Genomic DNA, 21,190 nt, shown 5'->3' with positions numbered 1-21,190 from the left:
GAGGTAGGTATGCCGGAAACCGCGGGGCCCGTCACCGAATTGGCCTCTCAGTACGTCAGCCAGGTGACCCAGGACCTGGAGCACAACGTCCACGAACAGGAGCGCGTCACCGCCGAGATCGCCGCACTGCAGGAGCGGTTGGCCGCTCTCCAGCACGACCACGCCATCCTGCTGAACATGCAGCAGGCGCTGGGCATCGCCGCGTCGGCCGGCGGCGCGGTCGTACCCGCTCCGCGCCGGAAGAGCGGCGCCGCGCGGCGCCCGGACGCGAAGAAGCCGACGGCCGCGAAGCCGTCCGCCAAGAAGCCGGCGACCGCGAAGACGGCCACCGTCAAGACGGCGACTGCCAAGACGGCGAGTGGCAAGACGGCGAGTGGCAAGACGGCCACCGCCGGGACCGCCGCCCCGAAGGCGGCGGCCGGGAAGCCGGCGGACGCGAAGGCGCCCGCGGAGCCCGCGCAGCCGACGCTCGTCGAACTGGTCCGCCGGTACCTGGCCGAGCAGAACGAGCCGCGTTCCGCCGCCGAGGTCGCGGAGGCACTGGGCCGGGCGTACCCCGAGCGGGCGGTGCAGACGAAGGTCGTACGCACCACCCTGGAGAACCTCGTGGCCCGCAACGGCGCGCACCGCACCAAGCAGGGCTCGTCCGTCTTCTACACCGTGGTCACCGAACCGGCCCGGGAGACGCCCGGGCACGCGGAGGGCACCGAACCCGCCCAGTGAGCCCGGACGCCTCCCGGCGGGGCCCTCGCTCAGGCGGACGGCCCCTCGGTTTCGCCGAAGCTGGCGAAGTAGGCGGCGGCCATGTCCTCGTCGGCGTGGCCCTGCGCGGCGGCGCGCTCCAGGCGCTCGGCACTCGCGGCGGCCACGTCCAGGCACACGCCGTGTTCCTCGCCCGCCCGGACGATGAGCCGCGCGTCCTTGGCGGCGGTGGCCACGGCGAACTGGGCGGGTGTCAGCCGGTCGTCGAGGATGAGCCGGGACTTGGCGCGCAGGTAGCCCATGTCGAGCGGACCGCCGTCGATGGCGTCGAAGAAGTCCCCCGGGTCCACGCCGAGCGCCTTGGCCAGGGCCAGCGTCTCGCCGGTGGCGGCGGTGACGGCGACGACCCAGCTGTTGGCGACCAGCTTCAGCCGGGTCGCGGTGCCGGCGGCGCCGTCCTCGCCGGTCCACACGGTGCGGCTGCCGATCGCGTCGAACACCGGGGCGACGGCGGCCCGGTGTCCGGCCGGCCCGGCGGCGAGGACGAGGAGCTGCCCGGCCTCGGCGGGCTGCCGGGTGCCGAGGACGGGCGCGTCGAAGAACACCAGGCCGTGTGCGCGGGCGAAGGCCGCCAGGTCGCCGGGGGCTTCGGTGCCGGCGGTGCTCGACTGCACCCAGGCGGTGCCGGAGCGCAGCGCGGGGGCGGCCTCGCGCAGCACGTCGAGGGCGGCCGGGGCGTCGTGGAGCATGGTCAGGACGACGTCGGCGCCCTCGACGGCCTCGGCGGGCGTGCCGGTGACCCGCGCGCCGTCGGCGGCGAGCGGTTCGGCCTTGGCGCGGGTACGGTTCCAGACGCGCACGGTGTGTCCGGCACGCGCGAGGTTGCGGGCCATCGCGGCCCCCATGATGCCGGTGCCCAGTACGGTCACGGTGAGCTTGTCGCTCATGTCGTCAACTCCCTGGATGGTCGGGGGATCGGCGGCCGGCGGCACGCCTTTGGGTACGGGGACGACTCCGGCCCCCGGACAGATCTTCCACCAGCCGGGCCCGCGTTCCCGCACGCCACCCGGGTCCGGGTGCCGGCTCCTGGGCCGCCCCGCCGGTGGGGCGCGTACGGTGGTCCGGTGACTCAGGTGATCGTTCTCAACGGTGGCTCCAGCGCGGGGAAGTCGGGGATCGTGCGTTGTCTCCAGGCCGTACTGCCGGATGCCTGGCTGGCGTTCGGGATCGACGCGTTCGTGGACGCGCTGCCGCCGAGGCTGCGGGACGCGGACGGCGGGATCGAGTTCGCGGCGGACGGCGAGGTGGTGGTCGGGGCGGACTTCCGGGCACTGGAGGAGGCGTGGCGGGAGGGCGTCGCGGCGACGGCCCGCGCGGGCGCCAGGATCGTCGTCGACGATGTCTTCCTCGGCGGAGCGGACTCCCAGCGGCGGTGGCGGAAGGCCCTGGACGGACTCGACGTGCTGTGGGTCGGCGTCCACTGCGACCCGCGGGTCGCCGCGGGCCGGGAGATCGCCCGCGGCGACCGGGTCCCGGGCATGGCCCTGGCCCAGGCCCGGGCGGTGCACGAGGGGGTGTCCTACGACGTCGAGGTGGACACGACCCGCACCGAGTCCCTGGAATGCGCACGCACCATCACCGCGCACGTGACCTGACGGACGGACAGGGGCGCGTACCAGGGTGAGGGGCCTGCCCGGGTGACCCGGGGTACGTGTGTCATGGGGCGCGGTTCACACGGTGCCGGGACCACCCTCACCCGTGCCGTCCGGCTCGCGCCGCGTCACTGGGCTGACAGGCGTGCCCGCCAAGGCGGGGCCCGCCGGAGACACCAGCCCCGCCCGGCCACCAGGAACACACCCCCGGACCGGCCTGCGGACTCACACCGGCCCGGCCGCCTCCGGGAGGTCGATGTCCGTTCGCCGCCGGTACTCCCCGCGCCCGGGCGGTGGGATGGGCGCATGACCTCACGAGAGAACCTGAACGGCAAGACGGCCCTGGTCACCGGCGGCAGCCGGGGCATCGGCGCGGCGACGGCACGGCGGCTGGCCCGGGAGGGCGCGGACGTGGCCCTGACCTATGTACACGACAAGGACGCGGCCGACTCGGTCGTGCGGGACATCGAGGCGCTGGGGCGGCGCGCGGTGGCGCTGCGCGCCGACTCGGCGGACGCCGGGGAGGCGGCGGACGCGGTACGGCGGGCCGCGGGGGAACTGGGCGGGCTGGACGTGCTGGTGGGCAACGCGGCCGTCGGCGTCTTGGCACCGCTCGAGGACCTGGCCCTCGCCGACGTCGACCGGGTCCTCGCCGTCAATGTGCGCGGGCTGTTCCTGGCGGCCCGGTCCGCCGCCGCCCTGATGGGCACCGGCGGGCGGATCGTCACCGTCGGCAGCTGTGTCACCACGCGGGTGCCGGGCCCCGGGGCCACGCTGTACGCGATGAGCAAGTCGGCCGTGACCGGGCTGACGAAGGCGCTGGCGCGGGAGCTGGCCGGGCGCGGCATCACGGCGAACGTCGTGCACCCGGGCCCGACCGACACCGACATGAATCCCGCCAACGGCCCCTACGCGTCCGGTCAGGCGGACATGACCGCGCTGGGCCGCTTCGGCACGGCCGAGGAGGTGGCGTCCATGGTGGCGTTCCTCGCCGGGCCGGAAGCGGCCTATGTGACGGGCGCGGAGTTCTCGGTGGACGGCGGCTACGCGGCCTGAGCCGGGCGGGACCGGGCGGGGGTACGCGTCAGGGCCGGTCCAGGCGGCGTACGTCCTCCTCGTCCCACTTCCGGGTGTCGCGGGGCCGCACATAGGGTTCGGCGTGGGGCGGATGGCCGCCGGCGATGGCCCGCTGCCGCAGGGTCTCCGCGTCGAACTCCAGGCCCAGCAGGATGGCCAGGTTGGTGATCCACAGCCAGACCAGGAAGACGATGACGCCGGCCATGGCGCCGTAGGTCTTGTTGTACGAGGCGAAGCCGGCGACGTAGAACGCGAAGCCGGCGGAGGCCACCAGCCAGATCAGCAGGGCGAGGACGCTGCCCGGGGTGATCCACCTGAAGCCCCGCACCTTGGCGTTGGGGGTCGCCCAGTACAGGATCGCGATCATCAGGGTGACGAGCACGACGAGCACCGGCCACTTCGCGATCGACCACGCCGTCAGCGCCGTGTCGCCGACGCCGAGCGCCTGCCCGGCGCGCTTGGCCAGGCCGCCGGTGAAGACGACGATGAGCGCGCCGGCCACGGACAGCACCATCAGGACGACCGTGACGCCCACGCGCACCGGGAGGATCTTCCACACCGGCCGGCCCTCGGGCATGTCGTAGACGGCGTTGGCGGCGCGGATGAAGGCGGCCACGTAGCCGGACGCCGACCACACCGCCAGCACGATGCCGACCAGGGCCATCACCGAGCCGATACCGGCCTTGTCCTGCAGTTGTCCCACGGCCCGGACGATGATGTCCCGGGCCGGTCCGGGGGCGAGGTTCCGGACGTTGGCCAGCACCCGGTCCGTGGCCGACCGGCCGATGACGGACAGCAGGGACACCAGCACCAGCAGGGCGGGGAACAGGGACAGCACGGCGTAGTAGGTGAGCGCCGCGGCCCGGTCGGTCAGCTGGTCGTCCCGGAACTCGCGCAGCGCGCCCCGGAACACCGCGCCCCAGGCCCGCCGGGGCAGCCGGACCGGGCTGTCGGGCGCCGCCCGCTCCGTCTCCGGGGCGGGCCCGGCCTCCTCCGGCGCGGGCGTCCGCGGCTCCGCGCTCTCGTCGCGGTCCGCCACCGCCCGGCTGTCGCGGTCCGCCACCGTCCGGCTGTCGTCGCGGTCCGCCACCGGTCGCTCCGTCTCCGGCGCGGGCCCGGTTTCCTCCCGGGACGGCGTCCGGGACTGCGGGCTCTCGTCGGCGGCGTGCCGGTGACGCCGCCGTGGAACGTGCAGCTTGGTCATGGGAGCCGGGTAACCAGCCGACGCGCCCTCACGCGCGCGGGTCGGGTTCGCCCGCCGGTCGGGCGGGGCCCGGCCGGGTCGCCCTCCGCCCACGGGTCCCGGCCGTCCGCCTTGCCGGGGCGTGGGAGTACGGCTGCCGGCAGGGCCGTGCCGGCCGGGGCGCGGGCGGTGACGAAGCCGGCTGAGGCGGCCCGGTGGAGGGGCCGTCCCCGCACCGGGCCGGTGCGGACCGTAGCGGCGGGGGCCGGGGGACGCGCCCGCCGCCTCACCGGGCCGGCCGGGGCCGCGCCCGCCCGTACCGGCGGCCGGACACCGCCCTCCCGGCCCGGTTTCGCGCTCCGGTCAGCCGACGCCGCCGCTGAGGTTCCCCCAGCGGGGTCCTATCTGCCTCCACTCCTCGTCCCACTCGGCCAGGCGCCGCCGGATGAGCCGGCCCCGGACCAGCCGGACCCCGCCCCAGACCAGCGCGCCGGCCCCCGGGGCGACGAGGACGCCGGTGAGGGCCGCCTGGAGGTCGGCCGCCGTTCCGGTGACGGGCGCGGGCAGGATCCGGCCGGTCCGGTCCGTCCACACCATGATTCGGCTGCCGGCGGGGGCACCGGGAACGGCCTTGGCCCGGTCGGTGTGCACCGACCCGTCCGCGTCCGTCCAGCGCACGGTCGCCCACACCCGCCCGTCGCCGTAGCCGCCGTCCGCTGCCGCCGTCCCCGCCGTGCCGTCGGTGAGCACGGCGGACACGGGGTGCGAGCGGGCCAGCCGCGCGGCGAACGCCGACTCCGAGGCGTGGGCCGCCGCCAGGCCCGCGACGATCCCGACGGCCAGGGCGAGCAGGCAGCCGGCGAGCACGATCCAGGCCTCGACGACATCGCTGTGCCGCTTGAGCGGGTTGCGCCGCCAGCGCCACAGCCCCACCCGGGTGACCGCCGTGGGAGGTGTCCGTGTCATCGTCACCGCCTCCTTCCGCGCACCGGCGGCCCGCGACCGGGGCGGCCCCTGCGCGGCGACCGGACCCCGTCTCGGAGCGAGCGTCACGACACCATCCTGCACCCGTCCCGGCCGGTCGTACGCCCCGCTCCGGAACCCGGTTCAGGAAGGGGTCAGCGGAAGGTCGTCGGTGTAGGCGTTCACCGGCGGGGCGATCGGGCGGACGTCCCCGACGTCGAGCGCCGCCTGGGCGGTGCGCGTGCCCAGGGTGCCGCGCGGGTGCCAGGTCCCGGTCACCGCCAGCCAGCTGTCGGCGGGCGGGGCCGGCCGGCCGTACACGCGCACCCGGACCGTCCGGGAGTCCGCGGCGCAGCAGGAGAAGACGATCCGGGTCAGGTACCAGCCGCCGCCGTGCCCGGCCGGGGTGACGAAGCCGGTCAGGCGGACGGTGCGGCCCTCGATGGCCAGGCTGCGGTCCTGCTGGACCCGCCTGGTGAAGTCCGTGAGGGTCAGCGGCAGGGGCGAGGTCGCGGGCAGCGGTTCGAATCCCCGCTGCGCGGCGACCGGTTCGTCGCCCGCGCGGGCCGCGGTGTACGCGCCGAGCGCGGGCGGGGCGTAGCACAGCAGGCTCACCGCGGGGAGGAACAGCAGCCAGGCGACGCGGGGGGTGCCGCTGTGGTCGTGCCCGTGGCCGTCGTCACGGTGGCCGTCGTCGCGGTGACGGTGGTCGCGGGTGACGGCCGCCGCCAGGCCGAGCAGCAGCAGGACGGCACCGGACGCGATCAGCGGCATGCGCAGTCCGGCCTTGACGTAGCGCAGGTAGAGGTCGGTGAAGAGGGCCGCGTGCAGCAGGCCGGTCCCGGTCAGGACCAGGAGCAGGTTCTGGACTAGCCGTCTCACAACAGGGCGCCTCCGATCAGGACGCTCGCGGCGACCGCGACGACGGTGGTCGCCGTGGAGAAGCGCCAGGCGAAGGCGCGGCCGAAGGTGCCGGCCTGCAACGCGATGAGTTTCAGGTCGACCATCGGGCCGACCACCAGGAACGCGAGCCGCGCGGTCGGCGAGAACCCGGTGAGGGAGGCCGCGACGAACGCGTCCGCCTCCGAGCAGACGGCCAGCAGCACGGCGAGGCCCGCCAGGAACGGCACGGACAGCCACGGCGAACCGGCGAAGGCGTCCAGGACGGCGCCCGGCACGGCGACATCGAAGGCGGCGGCGGCCATCGCGCCGAGCACCAGGAAGCCGCCGGCGTGCAGGAAGTCGTGCCGGAAGCCGAGCCGGAACTCGCTCCAGCGGCTGTGGCCGTGCCGGTGCCCGGTGTGCCGGTGGCGCAGCAGGGGACGCAGCCACTCCTCCTTGCCGAGCCAGAGCCACAGCCAGCCCATCACGGCGGCCGTGGCGAGGGAGGCGAGCAGCCGGGCGGCGACCATCGCGGGGTCGCCGGGGAAGGCGACGGCGGTGGCCGTGAGCACCACGGGGTTGACGGCGGGTGCGGAGAGCAGGAAGGCGAAGGCGGCGGCCGGTGGCACACCCCGGCGGATCAGGCTGCTGGCGACGGGCACGGAGGCGCACTCGCAGCCGGGCAGGACGGCGCCGGCGGCCCCGGCGACCGGCACGGCGAGGGCGGGCCGTTTCGGCAGCACCCGGGTGAACAGGCCGGCCGGTACGAAGGCGTTGATGGCGCCGGACAGGGCGGTGCCGAGGAGCAGGAACGGCAGCGCCTGCACGGTGATGGCCAGGGACACGGTCCGCCAGGCCTGGACGGCCGGATGCTCCGGCCACCGGGCGCCGGCCGGCAGCAGCACCGCGGCACCGGCGGCGCACACGAGGGCGGCGCCGAGCGGCCACGCCCGGAACCGGCGCACGGGCAAGGCGGCGGGTGCGGGGGCCGCGGGGCCCGCCACACCCACCGGATCATCCGTTTTCTGCATCATCGCTCCGGATGTCGGTGTCGGGCCGACGATAGGCGAGGCGGCCGACCCGGCCGCGCGTACACGCCGCCGGGGCACGGCCCGGGCGGCACATTGCGCCCCATCGGTGGCTCTTCTCACAATCGGCGCGCACCGGGCCCGAACGTGACGGCGGCCATGTCGCCGGGCGCGCGGGTTGTCTACGTTCGTGACCCATGTCGTCCCGCCTCTCCCCCACCGCACGGACCACGGCCGGCGCCCTCGCGGCCTCGACGGCCGTCCTGCTGGCCGCCGCCCTTCCGCATCCGGCGGCGGCCGCGACCGCCCCCTCCGGGAAGGCGCCGAGGACGGCGGCGCACGCCACGGCGGCCGTGCTCGACCTGGACGGCACCGGCCGCACCGCCGTGCGCGGCGAGGACCGGTCCTACGACACGGCCAGCATCGTCAAGGTCGACATCCTCGCGGCGCTGCTGCTCCGGGCGCAGGACGCCGGCCGCCCCCTGGGCGAAGCCGAACGCGACCTCGCCGAGCCGATGATCCGCCGCAGCGACAACGCGGCGGCCGACGCCCTGTGGCGGCGCATCGGCCGCGCCCCCGGGCTGGCGGCGGCCAACGAGCGGCTGGGACTGACCTCGACCACGGGCGGCCCCGGCGGCACGTGGGGGCTGACCCGGACCACCGCGAGCGACCAGGTACGGCTGCTGCGGGCCGTGTTCGGTCCGGGCGGCACGGTGCGCCGGGGCTCCGGCGGGCTCGACGCCGCATCCCGCGCCTACGTCCGTACGCTGATGAGCCGGGTGGAAGCCGGGCAGGCCTGGGGCGTCTCGGCGGCCGGGGGCGCGCACGCCCGGCCGGTGCTGAAGAACGGCTGGCTCCGGCGGACGGCCACGGGCCGCTGGGACGTCAACAGCGTCGGCGAGGTGTCCGCCGGGGGACACCGGTATCTCGTGGCGGTGCTGTCCGAGGGGAACGCGTCCATGGGCGACGGCGTGTCCCTGGTGGAGCGCATGGCGCGGGCGGCGGTCTGAGGCCTCGGTTCCGCCACTTTTCGGCGGCCGCGGAAGGGGCACGCGGTCGGGGTACGGCTTCCGACCGGAAGGGACGCTGTCACGATGTCCGAGTACGAACGTTCCCGCACGATGCCCGCCCAGCCCGAGCACGTCTTCGACCAGGCGGCCAACGCCGGCCAGCTCGACGCCTGGCTCCCGGACGCGCTGCACGTGCACGTCCAGGACCCGCCCGCCGCGACCGTGCACGACGATCGCTCCGGCCAGGACATGTCCGCCCTGCTGCGGGCCGAGCCGGACCAGATGCGCCTGGAGTGGGGCACCCGCGAGCAGGGCGCCTACACCGGCTGGCTCCAGGTGGCGGGCATCGGCAGCGGCGCCAGCGAGGTGACCGTCCACCTGTCCTTCTTCGACGAGGGCCACGACCCGGGCGAACGCGCGGTGTACGACGCCTTGGACGGCAGCCTGCGGCGCCTGGAGGAACAGGTACGGATGCGGGCCGACAACGCGGCAGGCTGAGGCTCCGCCCGGGCCCGGTGCCCAGGGCCGCGGCACGGGCGGCCCCGGAACGGCCGCCCGTGCCGCCGCGGGCTCCCGGGCGGCGGTGTCCGCCGTACCCCGGGGTCAGGCGGCGAGGGGGCGGCCCGGGGTGAGGCGGTCGAGGAGCTGGTCGTGGTGCAGCGCGGCCACGGGGGCCAGCAGGTCGGGGTGGCGCAGCAGGGCGGCGGCGCGGCGGTCGCCGTCGTCGGGCGCGAGCAGCCGGCGGTACTCCGCCGGGGCGTGGCCGGCGGGCCGGCCGTCGTCGAGGGCCGCGACGGCGAGGGCGGCCAGGTCCGGGTCGGTGAGCAGCACGGCGGCCCAGCTGGCGACGACCTCGTCCACCCAGGTGCGCCACGCCCGGTCCTCGGCGGGGTGGCCGTCGGCCGGTTCGGCGCCGGCGATCCAGTCGAGCCGGGCGGCGCCTCCGGGTCCGGCCAGGGCGACCAGTCCGGCGTCGAGGTCGGTGGGATAGCGCAGCCGGGCGGCGACCGTCGCCGCCTGCCGGGCCTGGGCCTCGCACAGCGCGGCGGCGAGCGCGCCGCCGCTGGGCGGGTAGGCGACCGTCAGCCAGCGCGCCGTGGCGGCGATCAGGGGGGACAGGTCAGTGAGCACAGCCGGGCCGTCCGAGGTGCGAGGGGGTACGAAGCTCCACGCCACGGTAGCCCCGCGCCCGGCACCCCAGGGAGGGGTGTGCGAACCAGGTCATATGTGACGTGACGCACGCCCGTACGGGGGTGCCGCTCACGGGGTCCTGGGGATGACGCAGTCCTTCGGCTGCGGCTGGCCGCCGGCGGACCAGCCGAGGTCGACGAACTTGATCGTGCCCTCGCCCTTGTCACCCGGGTCCAGTTCGACCACCGCGATCGGCTTGTCGTACGGGTTGCCGGCGGCGGTCAGGCAGATCAGGCCGCTGGTGCCGGGCACCCGGCGAACGGAGTTCAGCCGCCTCCAGCGCTGGCCGAGGTCCTCCAGGCCGGGCACCTTGTCGGCGGAGCCGCTCTGCACCTGGTGCAGTGCCCTGCCGATGGTGACCATGCCGTCGTACACGAGCATCGTGCGGGAGTCCTCCAGGTCGGGCGGGGGGCCGAGGTCCGTCCCCTCGTCCCACACGGTGCCGATCAGAGCCTTCAGCTCGTCCAGGGCCTCCTTCGGTTCCACGAGGTACTGGGGCAGGTCCTTCGCACCGGGCGCGCGGCCGTGGTGCGCGGCGGCCCAGTCCTTCTTCCAGGCGGTCAGCTCGGTCTCCCAGGCCTCGGGGTGGGCGGGGGCGGCGTACTGCACCGTGATCCTGGGCCGGCTGCCCTTGCCGCGCAGGTTCTCCCAGTCCCCCGCGCTCATGTGCTGCCGCAGCGAGGCGGCGTCCGAGCCGCTGATGATGGTGTAGTGCCGCTTCGCGCAGGGCGTCGCGGCGAGCTTGAGCGCGAAGAGCCGCAGGTGCAGCGTGCGCCCCGCGAAGTAGACGGTGTCGACCTCGGTGTTGCAGAGGGTGAGGGCGATGTCGTTGAAATCGATGCCGGTCTTGCCCGCCTCGTCGATCGCCGGGGAGGTGAAGGGCAGCGCGGCGGGGCCGGCCGGGGGGTTCTCCTTGATGCCGTCGAAGGCCTTCGCCAGCGACTGGTTGTAGCTGTCCTCGCGTGTGTCGTAGACCAGCACCGTCCTTCTGTCGTCCCGGCGTCGCGCGCCGTTGACCCCGGCCAGCGCCTGGGCCACGTCCTGGTTGATCGGGATGATCCGTGCCAGGCCCGGGAACTCGGGCTTCACCGTCTCCGTCAGGCCGTCCCTGTTCGCGATGCGGTCGCCGGTGATGCGGGAGGCGAGCACGGGCACGTGGTGACTCGTCAGCCGTCTGACGGCCGCCTCGGTCTCGTCCAGGCTGAGGTTGATGCCGGTGACGGCGCGCAGCCGGTCCCCGGGCGAGTCGGCCATGCGCAGCAGGGTGTCCACGACCCTGGCCTGGTGCCGGTAGTCCCGGCCGGGGTTGGCCAGCACCAGCCGGATCTTCGGCGGTTCGCCCTCCGCCTCGTTGGCCTTCAGCTGCCCCAGGTACGCCCCTTGGATGTCGCTGCGTATCTGCCGGCGCAGGGCAGGCTTGTCGGACTGGAGCGGCAGCATCATCGCCACCGTCACATGGGGGTACTTGTCGATCTTGTCGTTCTCCCCCGCGATGGCCCGGGCGAGGCCGCCGATCTCGCCCGTGCCGAAGTCGTAACCCTCGCCGTTGACGCCGACGCACTCGCCGCCGATCCGTTCGACGCCCTCGGCGCAGGTGTCCGGCCGGTGGAGGAGGGACCAGCCGAACAGGCTCCCCGCCACGAGGGCCGCCGTGACCAGCAGGGCGTAGAGGATCTTCTTCCACCTGGGCATCCGCGTTATCTCCTTCGCCCGAGCTGATCGGTGCAGGTGCAGCGCAGCAATGGCTGGTCGTTCTCCGCGAGGCCGCTCCACTCGGTGGCGGTCCGGCCGAGCTGCCCGGCGCCGTCGAACTCCATGATCGAGAGGAGGTCCAGCAGTTTGGCCAGCGTGCGGGCGGTCTCCCGCCCGGTGGGCCGGGTCCGCTCCTCGCACAGCCACACCGCGTGCAGCAGTTGGTCGACCGTGCGGCGCAGCGCCGGTCCGTCCACCGCGACCAGGCCCTGGGCGCGGTCCCGGCGGGTGTCCGCGCCCGCGGGGTACGGCGCCTGGGCGATCTCCAGCAGCTCCGCGCACCACTGACGGGGGCGGCCGGGCAGGGTGGCGGCGAGGTGGCGGACCACGTCGTCGACGCCGCCGGAGACCAGGTGGTGGTTCATCCGGTGGGCCGTGACCGAGTGGAAGGCGGCACCGCTCGGCGCCGTGTCGTCCGCCACGCGTCCGGTGTAGTGGTCGCGCAGCAGGTGGTGGTCGGCGTACCAGGCGGCGCCGTCGGGGGACAGTGCGTACAGCCGGTGCACGAGCAGCTGGCGCAGGCCGAAGTCCCCGATGAAGTGGCGTTCGCAGGCGGGCCAGCCGGTGTCGGTGAGCAGCTCGGCGACATGATGGGCCGTCAGCCGGTGGACGCGGCCTTGCTGGTGGTGGCGGAGCAGGACGTCCGCGCACTCGGTGTCGTGCGCCACCGACAGGTGGGTGAGCAGGTCGAGCCACTGGTCGTGCTGCTCGGCCGGCAGCCGCACCGGGAGCTGGTCCAGCACCAGTTCGCGCAGCAGCACCTCGGCCACGGGCCGCTCGGCGGCGCCGGCGAGGCTCAGCGGGGCGTCGAGGATGGCCCGGTCGTTGGCGTCCGGTTCCATGCTGAAGGCGGCGGCGGCCTCGGCCAGCCGGATCACCGTGTGCGGGCGTCCGCCGCTGAGCCGTGCCACGGCGGCGTCGATTCGGCGGCGGTTGGTGCCGCCCTCCGGTTCGGTGCGCCGCTGTCTGCGTTCGGTCTCCCGGCGCAGCTGGTCGCCGGTGAGCGGGGGCATCCGCAGCAGCAGGACGCCGTCGGCCAGCGGGGTCCGGCCCGCCGCCGCGTCGGTGCGCCGGGACCACTCGGGCGGGGTGCCGTCGGCCGGCCGGAACTCCGCCGGGGGCGGCAACTGCCGCGGGGGCAGGCCCTCGTACAGGAAGGCGCCGCCGTCCGCCCGGCGGGCCGTGCCGACGACCACCACCCGGTCGCGCTGCCCGGCCCTGCGGTCGGTGAGCACGGCCCGCAGCAGTTGTTCGCCGAGCGGTGACTCGGCGCGGTCCAGCAGCACCGCCGGGCGGCCGACGCGGCGCAGCCAGCCCACCGCGCCGGTGTGGGCGGCCTCCAGGTCCTCGCGCAGGGCCTGGAAGAGGAAGCGCTCGGCCACCTCCCGCCCCTCGCCGCCGGCCTTGAAATCGGCGGCGAGGTCGCGCAGTCCGTGCTCGGGCTGGCCGGCGGCGCCGGGGTAGGCGCCGTAGATCCGGGCCATCTCCGCCCGGCCCCGGGGCGCGAGGCCGGAGACGAGGGCGTCCACGAGCGCGGTGCTCACGGCGGCCGAGTACGGGTCGAGCGCCTGCCCGGACAGGGTGGTCAGCAGGTTCCGGATGGCGCCGAGGAGGGCGCCGCGCCAGAAGTCGCCGGTGCCGAGGCCCCGGAAGCGCTGCCGCTGGGGTAACTCGGCGTACCGTTCGACCTCCGCCGCGACCGCGTCGGGGGTGCCGTCCTCGACCCCGGTGGCGATCATCGCGAGGCCCGCGAAGAGGCGGGGGAAGGTGAAGGCGCCGCCCGTGCCCTGCCAGGTGGACAGGCGCCGGGCGGCCTCGACCAGGACCTCGGTGGCGGCCGAGCGGGCACCCGGCTCGGGCTCGGCCCGGTCCGCGTGGACCGGTGAGCCGCAGTCCAGATAGATCACCGGCACCTTGGTGGCGAAACGGTCCCGTACCGCGCGCAGCAGCCGCCCCTTGCCCATGCCCGGGCCGCCGGTGAGCAGCACGACCGGGAGATCGGCGCCGTAGAGCGGTTCACGGCCGGCACCCGACGGCGACCGCCCGAGCAGGCGCGCGAAGAAGCCTTCCTCGCCGAGGAGTCTTTCGAACCCCAGATCATCACACACGGATCCCTCTGGATGCTCATCCGCCCGGGAGCGGGTGCTCGTTGTGGCGGAAGGAGATTAGTGGAACACGGGGCCTTCTGTTCGGACAACGGTGCTTACGCGAAAGAAGAGCGGCGATGTTCCGGGCCGGACCGACGGGCGGCAGAGGGTGAGGCAATGAGGACTGGCGAGGCGTCAGGATAACTGGGGGAAAGGTGAGATGGGGCGGGTGGGGGGCCGGCGGCCGGGGTCTCAGGGGCGGCGGCCGGTGACCGGGGCGGCCGGCGGGTGGTGGCGGACCGCCTCGGCCGGGGGGCGTTCGCGCCGCGCGCCGTAGGCGATGAAGTACGCGGGCAGGCGGCGCAGCCAGGGCGCGGCGGTGACCAGGGCCGCGGCGCGGCGGGCGCCGCCCAGCGGCGGGCGTCCGCGCAGGACCGGTGCGATGACGCGGGCGTGGGCGGCGCGTTGCAGCGCCTGGGTGGCGAGCGTGGTGGGCCGGCGGCGGCGCTGCACGGCGCGCACGTCGCGCAGCCGCACCCTTCCCCGCCGCAGCGGCCCGGCCAGGTGGCGTGCGGCGGCGACGGCGTCCTGGACGGCGAGGTTGATGCCGATGCCGAAGACCGGGGACATGGCGTGCGCCGCGTCGCCGATGCACAGCAGACCGGGGCGGTGCCAGCGGCGCAGGCGGTCCAGGTGGACGTCGAGCAGCTTGACGTCGTCCCAGGACCCGAGGGCCCGGGTGCGGTCGGCGAGCCAGGGCGCGGCGGCGGTGCAGTCGGCCCGGAAGCGGTCCAGGCCGGCGGCGCGGCGCTCGGCGTCGGTGCCCTTGGGGATGAGCGCCGCGCACTGCCAGTAGTCGCCGCGGTCGATCATCGCGGTCAGGAAGCCGTCGCCGGCGCCGCCGACGAGGCCGCAGGGGTCGCCGTCCCGCCGGGGCAGCCGGAACCACCAGGCGTCCATCGGGCAGGTGAAGCGGCGCAGCCGCAGTTCGGGCCGGGAACGGGCCAGGGATCCGCGGCCGTCGCAGGCCACGGTGAGGGTGGCGCGCAGTGTGCCGGTGCGGCCGTCGGCGGTGCGGTAGCGCACCCCGGTGACCCGTCCGGACTCGACGAGGAAGCCGGTCGCCTCGGTGTTCATCCGCAGCTCGAAGGCCGGTTCGCGCCGGGCCTCTTCGGCGAGCAGGTCCAGCAGGTCCCACTGGGGCACCATCGCCACGTAGTCGTAGGGCCCGCGCAGGAGCGAGAGGTCGGCGACCGTGACCGGCGGGCGGCCGGCCCCCGCCGGCAGCCGGACGGTGCGGAGCCGGCGCTGCGGCAGCCGGGCGAAGCGCTCGGCCAGGCCCAGGTCGTCCAGCAGCGCCAGGGTCGACGGGTGGACCGTGTCGCCACGGAAGTCGCGCAGGAAGTCGTCGTGTTTCTCCAGCACCGTCACCGCGATGCCGGCGCGGGCCAGCAGCAGCCCGAGCACCATGCCCGCGGGGCCGCCGCCGATGACACAGCAGGTGGTCTTGGAGTCCATGGCCGTCCTGCCCTTCTCAGGAGCAGTTATTCATCAGGTGATGAATATATACCCGTCCCGCCCCGGTCACAAGGCCACGTGTCGCCCCCGGCCCGGCGGGCACTCGTTCCGCGCCCGGCACGGGCCGCACGACACCGGCGGGATCTGGGAGGCCACATGACGACGGACGCCGCACGCTACGACGACCAGGACGACTCGCCGCTGGGCGGATACGCCGCCCTCGCCTCCGTGTTCGTGGGCAGCACCACGGCCTTCGCCCTGCTGGCCCGGCGCCGGGGGGTCCGGCTGCCGGAGAACGTGCCGCCCTGGGACGTACTGCTGATGGGCACGGCGGCGTACAAGGCGTCGCGGCTGGTGACCAAGGACAAGATCACGAGCTTTCTCCGGGCGCCGTTCACCCGCCGCGCGGACGAGGGCGAGGCCAGCGAGGTCATGGACGAGGCGCGGGGCACCGGGCTGCGGCGGGCCGTCGGCGACCTGGTCTCCTGCCCGTTCTGCACCGCGGCCTGGGCCACCGGCGCCCTGGTGTGCGCCTACGCCGCCTCGCCCCGGCTCACCCGGCTGGTCGGCTCCGGCTTCGCCGCGCTGACCGTGGCGGACTGGCTCCAGTACGCCTGGACGGCCACCCAGCGCACGGTCGACGGCTGAGGGGGCGCGCACCACCGTGCCGCCCCGGTGCCCGACCGGGCGGGTTGCGGCGCGCCCGCCCGGTCACTCCTCCTGCGTCGCGGCGGACAGCTCCACGTCCAGCACACCGTCGTCGAGGAACAGCTCCGACGCCAGCCCGGAGGGGTCCCCCGTGCCCTCCAGCCGCAGCAGCACCCGCGCGGCGTCGTCGGCGCGGCCGGGCAGCCGCTCCACCTTGACCTGCGCGATGCGGAAGCCGCGCCGGGTGCAGGTCTGCAACAGGCGGGGCAGCAGCGCCGTGCCGGTCCGGTAGGTCAGGCGCGCCTCGAACGCGGCGGCGGCCGTGCCGGGGACCAGGCGGGACGCCAGCAGCGGGTAGCCCCGGACGACCAGGAAGTGCAGGGCCGTCACCGCCAGCGCCAGCACGGGCAGGCCGCCGCCGCAGGCCATGCCGACCGCGCAGGTCAGCCAGATGGTGGCGGCCGTGGTCAGGCCCCGTACGCTGTCCCGCCGTACGAAGATCAGCCCGCCGCCGATGAAGCCGATCCCGGAGACCACCTGGGCCGCGACCCGTGAGGGGTCGAAGGACACGCTCTGCAGGCCGAGCACCGCGGTGAAGCCGTGCTGGGAGACCTCCATCATCAGGGCGCTGGCGATGCCGACCAGGGTGTGGGTGCGCAGCCCCGCGCTCTTCTGCTGGGCCTCGCGCTCCCAGCCGATCAGGCTCGACAGCAGCAGCGCCAGCCCCAGCTCGGCCAGTTGCCGCGGCCCCTGTCCGGCGCGCAGGTCCCACAACGGTGCCACCAGCCCCGCACCTGTCATGCGCACCTCCTCGTCCACGTCCGCTTCGCCGTCGTCCCGCTGCCGACACGTACCCCGCGACAAGGGGTCGGCGCAACCGGGACCGCGGCCCCCGCGACCGGTGATCCGGGGCCGGCGCGGGGTACCCGGCACCTGGCGCCACGCCCGCGGGGACGGGCGTACGGCGAGCGCGTCGGGCGGAAGGGACCGGTCTCATGCGGCACGACGAGATGATCGGCAAGGTGCAGGCGCTGGCCCAGCTGCCGGACCGGGGCACGGCCGAGCGGGCCGCGCACGCGGTCGTCAGCACGCTGGCGGAACGGCTGCCGTCCGGGCTCGCCCGGCACGTGGCCGCCCAGTTGCCGCCGGACCTGGCGGCCGAGATGCGGGAGGCCGCCGACGCCTCGGCCGGCCGGGACTCCGGCACCGCGGGCGAGCGGTTCGGCCTGACCACCTTCACCGGACGGGTCGCGGTCCGGGCCGGCACCGACGAGGACCGGGCGTTGCGGGACGCCGCCGCGGTGCTGGAGGTGCTGGACGCCGCGCTCGCCCCGGAACTGACCGAGCGGATGGCGCACGCCCTGCCGGCGGACATCAGGGAACTGCTGCCGGTGGGCCGCGCGACCCAGGACCTGGGCCGCTTCGCCTGACACGGCGCCGGGGGGCGGTCCGGCCGGCACCGGCCCGCCCGGGCGCACCCGTGGAGGCCGCCCCGCGTGACGGCGGCCCGCGAGGCTGATTCAATTCGTGTGCAGGCGCCCGCCGGGGGCAGGCGTAGGCCGTGACGCCCCCCACTCGAAAAGGTGCTCCATGGCCTTCTTCGCCCTCTCCCGGAACCAGCCGCTGGTCCTGCTCTCGGCGACCGACCTGGCATCGGAGTACGACCGGCTGCTGGAGGAGAACCGGCATCTGCGGCGTGCCGTGACCTCCCACGCGGTGATCGACCAGGCCATCGGCGCGGTCGTGGTCCTCGGCCGGATCCCCCCGGAGGAGGCCTGGCGGGCGCTGCGCGACGTGTCCCAGCGCACGAACGTCAAGCTGCGTACGGTCGCCGAGCACGTGCTCGGCTATGTCCAGGGCGAAGCCCTCCCCGAACCGGAGCGGATCGAACTGGGGAAGGCGATCGTCCGCTACCGGCGCTGTGGCGAGCGGCCCGCGCCGCCCGGTGACGGCCTGCCCGCGCCCGCCGACGCCACCGCGGGCGGTGCGAGCGGGGACGCGGGACGTGCCGCCGCGGCCCCCGGTGGTGCCGGGAGCGCCGCACCACCGGGGGCCGCAGCACCCACCGGTCCTCGACCCGGTCCAGCCCGAACAGCATCAGGCCCAGAACGGGGAACAGCAGAACCGACACGGTGATCACCGGGGGTTCTCCCTCCCTGCCGACGTCCCCCGCCGGGTGCCTTGATCCCCGTCCGGCCCCTCCGCGCCGGCTGTGAAGGTCCTGTGCCCGCGCGCCCGGCGCGCCGTGAGCGCCCGCTGTGCTTACCGTGCTGTCCAGGTGACCTGCCGTCAGGCGGGGAGGAGGCGGCAGCGGTGGTGGGCGATGCGCACCGGCACGAGAGCGGGCGGCCCGGCCGGACCCGGCGCGCGGTGCTGGGCAGCCGGCCGGCGTACGCGGTGCGGCCGCCCGCCCCGACCCGCCCGGAGCCCTGGGCGGGTCGGGGCCGGGCGGCGGAGCGCACGGTGCCCTGGCTGCGGGTGGCCGCGTCCTACGCCTGGCGGCTGATTCTCGTCGGGATCGCCGTCTACGGCGTGTTCAGCGTCCTCGGCAGCTTCCAGCTGATCGCCGTCGCGTTCTTCGTCGCGCTGGTCGTGACGTCCCTGCTGCGCCCGCCGACCGATCTGCTCGCCCGGTTCCTGCCCCGGCCGCTGTGCGTGGCCGTGGCGCTGGTGGGGAGTCTGGTGCTGCTGCTGGGTCTGCTGGCGCTGGTGGGCAGCGCGGTGGCGGAGGAGTCGGGCCGGCTGGCGGGCGAGTTCCGCGGCGGGGTGAACCGCATCGAGGAGTGGCTGCGACGGCCGCCGTTCCGGCTCGGTCCCGGCGCCCTGTCCCGGCTCCAGCAACAGGTCACGGGCTATGTGGCCACGCACCGGTCGGCTCTGCTCAGCAGCGCGTTGGGCGAGCTGGGCCGGGTGGTGGAACTGGTCACCGGGGCCGCGCTGGCGCTGTTCGCGTCGGTGTTCTTCCTGCACTCCGGGGAGCGTCTGTGGGCCTGGGCGCGGGACCGGCTGCTGCCGAGCGGTGCGCGTGAGGGGTGGGACCGGGCGGGCCGGGCCGCCTGGCGGAGCTTCGCCGGGTACACGCGCGGCATCATCATCGTGGCCGCCACCAACGCCCTGCTGGTGGGCGTGGCGCTGGTGCTGCTGCGCGTGCCGCTGGCGCTGCCGCTGACGCTGCTGGAGTTCTTCGCCGCGTTCGTGCCGCTGGTGGGCTCACCGGTGGCGCTCGGGGTGGCGACGGTGGTCGCGCTGGCCGGGCGGGGGCCGCTGACGGCGGCCGGGGTGCTGGTGCTGATCGTGGTGATCGGCCAGTTGGAGGGGCACGTGCTGCATCCGCTGGTGATGAGCTGGGCGGTGCGGCTGCATCCGCTGGTCGTGGCCGTGTCGGTCATCGCGGGCAGCATCGTGGCGGGGGTGATCGGCGCGGTGGTGGCGGTGCCGCTGGTGTCGGTGGTGTGGGCGGTGCTGAACGCGCTGCGGGCGGTACCGCCGTGACCCGTGGCCCGGCCCGGACAAGGGATCAGTTGTTCCCTGGAACAGGTGATCGTCGCTCGTGCGACCATCGGGACGGATGGGCCGGGACGACACTCGTGGTGTGTGAACGGGCGGGCTGCGGACCGGAGTTCACACATGTCCCACGCGGAGACACCGCAAGGAGCAGCACGACATGAACGTTCTCACCGACATCCTCGCCGGGCTCGCCCACTTCCTCGGGCGGCTGATCTGACGCCGCGAGGCGTGTGAGGAGGGCGGCGCCGTCTCCCCTGTCCCGGGGAGGCGGCGCCGCCGTCGTACGTGCGCGCCGGCGCATGAAGCCGCCCCGAAGGTGGCACCCGGGCCCGTGTGCGTGGGATACGAGTGATCTGGCAGGCCCTGCGGCGCGATGTGTCGGCCGCCGCGGGCGCGGCACGGCGGGCCTGGGCGGGGCCCGGCCGGGAACGGGACCTGGCGGTGCAGGCGGTGAAGGCCGCGCTGGCCGCCTGGGTGGCCTGGGCGGTGGCGGGCTGGTGGCTGAAGGCGCCCGTGGCGTTCGTCGCGCCGTGGGTCGCGGTGCTGCTGGTGGAGTCGACCGTGTACCGGTCGATCGCGCACGGGCTGCAACAGCTCGCGGCGATCGCCGTCGGCACGGTGGCGGCCACGGCCCTCGGGCTGCTGCTGCCCAGCCCGGTCGCCGCGATGGCGGTGGTGCTGCCCCTGGCGATGCTGCTGGGCCACTGGCGGCGGCTGGGCAGCCAGGGCGTCTGCGCGGCCACCGGCGCCCTGTTCGTCCTGACGGGCGGGCCGGTCGCCGTCACCACCTCCGCGGCGCGGCTCGCCGAGGCCACGTTCGGAGCGGTGGTCGGGATCGCGGTCAACGCGCTCGTCCGGCCGCCGCTGTATCTGCGCGACACCGAGGCGGCGCTCAGGGAGGCGGTGGCGGAGACGGACGGCATCCTGCGCGACGTCGCGGACGGACTGGCCGCGGACCGCTGGGACGCGGCGGAGGCGGGCGCCTGGCACGACCGCGCCCTGCGGCTGCCGCGGCTGGTGGAGCAGGCCCGCTCGGCGGTGGAGTGGAGCCGGGAGAGCCTGCGCGCGAACCCGCGCCGCCGCACCGGCGCCGCGGCGCCCGGCGAAGGGTGCGAGGACGCGCTGATGGTCCTGGACTACGCGGCCGTGTACACCGCGGAGGTGACCCGCACGGTACAGGAGGCCGCCGCCGAGGACCGCTCGGCACCCCGGCCGCACCCCGCGCTCGCCCGACGGTACGCGCAGTTCCTGTGCCGGACCGCCCGCGCGCTGCGGCTCTACGGCCACAGCCGGTTCGGCGACGCCCGGGAGGACGAGCTGCGCGAGGCCGTGGCGGACCTGCGCGGCACGCTCACCGTGCTGCGCCGGGACCTGGCCCGCGCCACGACGGACGACCCCGACGAGGTCGCCACCTACGGCGCCCTGCTCGCCCAGGCCCACCGCCTGACCGATCAGCTGCTCGCCTCGGGCACCTAGATCTGTCGTCGGGCGCCGCGCGCGGGGTGGCGTACCGCGAACTCGGCGGGGCCCACGGCGAGGACGCCGTCGGTCAGCGGCCGGCAGCGCACTCCCCCGCCGCCGCGCAGGGCGCGCTGGGCGCCGGGGCCGAGGGTGGTGTCCATCCAGGCGCACGGCCGGGCGGCGCGGCGGACCTCCAGTTCCACCGGGCCGAGCCCGCAGTCCAGGACGACCGTCGCGCCGACGAGGGCGTCGATGTCCACCCCGCCGAGCAGCACGTTGCGCCGGGTCAGGAGCAGGTCGGCCGGGTAGTGCGACGGCAGCCGCTCGGCGGCCATCAGGGTGAGGGAGGCATCGCGGTGGGCGGGCCGGTTGAAGTACCGGTCGCCGACGATGCCGAGGCCGGCGCGCACCTCGGCCCGGGTCACCCGTTCCCCGGGCGGCAGCTCGGGCAGGCCGTCGCCCGGCCGGCCGGCGAGCCGGTGCACCGGGGAGACCAGCAGCTGGAGGATCTCGACGTGCGGCACGCCTT

At 75.5% G+C, this 21,190-nt stretch carries 21 protein-coding genes; 10 read left to right on the top strand and 11 right to left on the bottom strand.

Going from position 1 to position 21,190, the window contains the following annotated elements; translation table 11 throughout:
• The first annotated feature begins 9 nt into the window (after positions 1-9).
• Positions 10-723 (top strand): hypothetical protein, encoded by a 714-nt coding sequence (locus tag ACZ4W9_RS20410; protein ID WP_467937670.1) that lies wholly within the window; start codon positions 10-12, stop codon positions 721-723.
• 29 nt (positions 724-752) lie between these two features.
• Here ACZ4W9_RS20410 and ACZ4W9_RS20405 read toward each other — a convergent pair whose 3' ends face one another.
• Entirely contained in the window at positions 753-1,649 is an 897-nt protein-coding gene (locus ACZ4W9_RS20405) for an NAD(P)-dependent oxidoreductase (RefSeq protein WP_467937668.1), read from the bottom strand.
• A 186-nt stretch (positions 1,650-1,835) separates the two neighbouring features.
• On the opposite strand from ACZ4W9_RS20405, the gene cpt reads away from it, so the two are divergent.
• Complete coding sequence (gene cpt / locus ACZ4W9_RS20400; RefSeq protein WP_467937770.1) at positions 1,836-2,357, top strand: chloramphenicol phosphotransferase CPT; 522 nt, start codon at positions 1,836-1,838, stop codon at positions 2,355-2,357.
• 303 nt (positions 2,358-2,660) lie between these two features.
• Positions 2,661-3,410 (top strand): 3-oxoacyl-ACP reductase family protein, encoded by a 750-nt coding sequence (locus ACZ4W9_RS20395; RefSeq protein ID WP_467937666.1) that lies wholly within the window; start codon positions 2,661-2,663, stop codon positions 3,408-3,410.
• A 28-nt stretch (positions 3,411-3,438) separates the two neighbouring features.
• Here ACZ4W9_RS20395 and ACZ4W9_RS20390 read toward each other — a convergent pair whose 3' ends face one another.
• From ACZ4W9_RS20390 to ACZ4W9_RS20375, 4 genes are all read right to left on the bottom strand, one after another.
• Complete coding sequence (locus tag ACZ4W9_RS20390) at positions 3,439-4,635, bottom strand: YihY/virulence factor BrkB family protein (RefSeq protein ID WP_467937664.1); 1,197 nt, start codon at positions 4,633-4,635, stop codon at positions 3,439-3,441.
• A 342-nt stretch (positions 4,636-4,977) separates the two neighbouring features.
• Entirely contained in the window at positions 4,978-5,580 is a 603-nt protein-coding gene (locus ACZ4W9_RS20385; RefSeq protein ID WP_467937662.1) for an Rv1733c family protein, read from the bottom strand.
• Positions 5,581-5,721: 141 nt separating this feature from the next.
• Positions 5,722-6,459: a TIGR03943 family putative permease subunit gene (locus tag ACZ4W9_RS20380; protein ID WP_467937660.1), complete on the bottom strand. Its 738-nt coding sequence runs from the start codon at positions 6,457-6,459 to the stop codon at positions 5,722-5,724.
• Positions 6,456-7,490, bottom strand: a complete 1,035-nt coding sequence (locus ACZ4W9_RS20375) for a permease (protein ID WP_467937768.1) — start codon at positions 7,488-7,490, stop codon at positions 6,456-6,458. Before ACZ4W9_RS20375 ends, ACZ4W9_RS20380 begins: the two co-directional genes overlap by 4 nt.
• 194 nt (positions 7,491-7,684) lie before the next feature.
• Between ACZ4W9_RS20375 and ACZ4W9_RS20370 the strand changes: the two genes are divergently transcribed.
• Both ACZ4W9_RS20370 and ACZ4W9_RS20365 read left to right on the top strand, forming a co-directional pair.
• Complete coding sequence (locus ACZ4W9_RS20370) at positions 7,685-8,497, top strand: serine hydrolase (protein WP_467937657.1); 813 nt, start codon at positions 7,685-7,687, stop codon at positions 8,495-8,497.
• An 84-nt stretch (positions 8,498-8,581) separates the two neighbouring features.
• The gene (locus ACZ4W9_RS20365; protein ID WP_467937655.1) at positions 8,582-8,995 is read left to right on the top strand and encodes an SRPBCC family protein; all 414 of its coding nucleotides are present in this window, start codon (positions 8,582-8,584) and stop codon (positions 8,993-8,995) included.
• 105 nt (positions 8,996-9,100) lie between these two features.
• Here ACZ4W9_RS20365 and ACZ4W9_RS20360 read toward each other — a convergent pair whose 3' ends face one another.
• The 4 genes from ACZ4W9_RS20360 to ACZ4W9_RS20345 all read right to left on the bottom strand — a co-directional run bounded on the left by ACZ4W9_RS20360 (position 9,101) and on the right by ACZ4W9_RS20345 (position 15,045).
• Positions 9,101-9,628 carry a hypothetical protein gene (locus ACZ4W9_RS20360; protein ID WP_467937653.1) on the bottom strand — a complete coding sequence of 176 codons (528 nt, stop codon included), beginning with the start codon at positions 9,626-9,628 and terminating at the stop codon, positions 9,101-9,103.
• Between the two features lie 129 nt (positions 9,629-9,757).
• Positions 9,758-11,380, bottom strand: coding sequence for an amino acid ABC transporter substrate-binding protein (locus ACZ4W9_RS20355; RefSeq protein ID WP_467937650.1), 1,623 nt, complete (start codon positions 11,378-11,380; stop codon positions 9,758-9,760).
• Positions 11,381-11,385: 5 nt separating this feature from the next.
• Positions 11,386-13,548 carry a hypothetical protein gene (locus tag ACZ4W9_RS20350; protein ID WP_467937648.1) on the bottom strand — a complete coding sequence of 721 codons (2,163 nt, stop codon included), beginning with the start codon at positions 13,546-13,548 and terminating at the stop codon, positions 11,386-11,388.
• A gap of 231 nt (positions 13,549-13,779) precedes the next feature.
• Positions 13,780-15,045 carry an FAD-dependent oxidoreductase gene (locus tag ACZ4W9_RS20345; RefSeq protein WP_467937646.1) on the bottom strand — a complete coding sequence of 422 codons (1,266 nt, stop codon included), beginning with the start codon at positions 15,043-15,045 and terminating at the stop codon, positions 13,780-13,782.
• A gap of 156 nt (positions 15,046-15,201) precedes the next feature.
• On the opposite strand from ACZ4W9_RS20345, the gene ACZ4W9_RS20340 reads away from it, so the two are divergent.
• Positions 15,202-15,693 carry a DUF1360 domain-containing protein gene (locus ACZ4W9_RS20340; RefSeq protein WP_467937644.1) on the top strand — a complete coding sequence of 164 codons (492 nt, stop codon included), beginning with the start codon at positions 15,202-15,204 and terminating at the stop codon, positions 15,691-15,693.
• Between the two features lie 63 nt (positions 15,694-15,756).
• Here the strand turns inward: ACZ4W9_RS20340 and ACZ4W9_RS20335 are convergent, their stop codons facing one another.
• Positions 15,757-16,494, bottom strand: a complete 738-nt coding sequence (locus tag ACZ4W9_RS20335) for an MgtC/SapB family protein (protein ID WP_467937642.1) — start codon at positions 16,492-16,494, stop codon at positions 15,757-15,759.
• 194 nt (positions 16,495-16,688) lie between these two features.
• On the opposite strand from ACZ4W9_RS20335, the gene ACZ4W9_RS20330 reads away from it, so the two are divergent.
• The 4 genes from ACZ4W9_RS20330 (at position 16,689) to ACZ4W9_RS20315 (ending at position 20,676) form a co-directional block, all read left to right on the top strand.
• A complete protein-coding gene (locus ACZ4W9_RS20330) occupies positions 16,689-17,123 on the top strand; it encodes a DUF2267 domain-containing protein (protein ID WP_467937640.1) in 435 nt (144 codons plus the stop codon).
• A gap of 160 nt (positions 17,124-17,283) precedes the next feature.
• Positions 17,284-17,829, top strand: coding sequence for an ANTAR domain-containing protein (locus tag ACZ4W9_RS20325; RefSeq protein ID WP_467937638.1), 546 nt, complete (start codon positions 17,284-17,286; stop codon positions 17,827-17,829).
• Positions 17,830-18,009: 180 nt separating this feature from the next.
• A complete protein-coding gene (locus ACZ4W9_RS20320; RefSeq protein WP_467937636.1) occupies positions 18,010-19,185 on the top strand; it encodes an AI-2E family transporter in 1,176 nt (391 codons plus the stop codon).
• Positions 19,186-19,533: 348 nt separating this feature from the next.
• Positions 19,534-20,676, top strand: a complete 1,143-nt coding sequence (locus ACZ4W9_RS20315; protein ID WP_467937634.1) for an FUSC family protein — start codon at positions 19,534-19,536, stop codon at positions 20,674-20,676.
• On the opposite strand, the gene ACZ4W9_RS20310 is transcribed toward ACZ4W9_RS20315, so the two are convergent.
• Positions 20,673-21,185: a molybdenum cofactor biosysynthesis protein gene (locus ACZ4W9_RS20310; protein ID WP_467937632.1), complete on the bottom strand. Its 513-nt coding sequence runs from the start codon at positions 21,183-21,185 to the stop codon at positions 20,673-20,675. The genes ACZ4W9_RS20315 and ACZ4W9_RS20310 overlap by 4 nt on opposite strands.
• Between the last annotated feature and the right edge of the window lie 5 nt (positions 21,186-21,190).

The organism is Streptomyces sp. NPDC029296, assembly GCF_055569255.1.
The sequence above is the reverse complement of the archived record's forward strand: the minus strand, read 5'-3'. Positions and strand labels throughout refer to the sequence as shown.

Excerpts from the sequence above, each read along its gene's own strand:
- ACZ4W9_RS20325 (WP_467937638.1), top strand. The coding sequence starts at position 17,284 with ATGGCCTTCTTCGCCCTCTCCCGGAACCAGCCGCTGGTCCTGCTCTCG.
- ACZ4W9_RS20405 (WP_467937668.1), bottom strand. The coding sequence starts at position 1,649 with ATGAGCGACAAGCTCACCGTGACCGTACTGGGCACCGGCATCATGGGG.
- ACZ4W9_RS20330 (WP_467937640.1), top strand. The coding sequence starts at position 16,689 with ATGCGGCACGACGAGATGATCGGCAAGGTGCAGGCGCTGGCCCAGCTG.
- ACZ4W9_RS20340 (WP_467937644.1), top strand. The coding sequence starts at position 15,202 with ATGACGACGGACGCCGCACGCTACGACGACCAGGACGACTCGCCGCTG.
- ACZ4W9_RS20375 (WP_467937768.1), bottom strand. The coding sequence starts at position 7,490 with ATGCAGAAAACGGATGATCCGGTGGGTGTGGCGGGCCCCGCGGCCCCC.
- ACZ4W9_RS20410 (WP_467937670.1), top strand. The coding sequence starts at position 10 with ATGCCGGAAACCGCGGGGCCCGTCACCGAATTGGCCTCTCAGTACGTC.
- ACZ4W9_RS20370 (WP_467937657.1), top strand. The coding sequence starts at position 7,685 with ATGTCGTCCCGCCTCTCCCCCACCGCACGGACCACGGCCGGCGCCCTC.
- ACZ4W9_RS20335 (WP_467937642.1), bottom strand. The coding sequence starts at position 16,494 with ATGACAGGTGCGGGGCTGGTGGCACCGTTGTGGGACCTGCGCGCCGGA.
- ACZ4W9_RS20345 (WP_467937646.1), bottom strand. The coding sequence starts at position 15,045 with ATGGACTCCAAGACCACCTGCTGTGTCATCGGCGGCGGCCCCGCGGGC.
- ACZ4W9_RS20390 (WP_467937664.1), bottom strand. The coding sequence starts at position 4,635 with ATGACCAAGCTGCACGTTCCACGGCGGCGTCACCGGCACGCCGCCGAC.
- ACZ4W9_RS20355 (WP_467937650.1), bottom strand. The coding sequence starts at position 11,380 with ATGCCCAGGTGGAAGAAGATCCTCTACGCCCTGCTGGTCACGGCGGCC.
- ACZ4W9_RS20365 (WP_467937655.1), top strand. The coding sequence starts at position 8,582 with ATGTCCGAGTACGAACGTTCCCGCACGATGCCCGCCCAGCCCGAGCAC.
- ACZ4W9_RS20385 (WP_467937662.1), bottom strand. The coding sequence starts at position 5,580 with ATGACACGGACACCTCCCACGGCGGTCACCCGGGTGGGGCTGTGGCGC.
- ACZ4W9_RS20395 (WP_467937666.1), top strand. The coding sequence starts at position 2,661 with ATGACCTCACGAGAGAACCTGAACGGCAAGACGGCCCTGGTCACCGGC.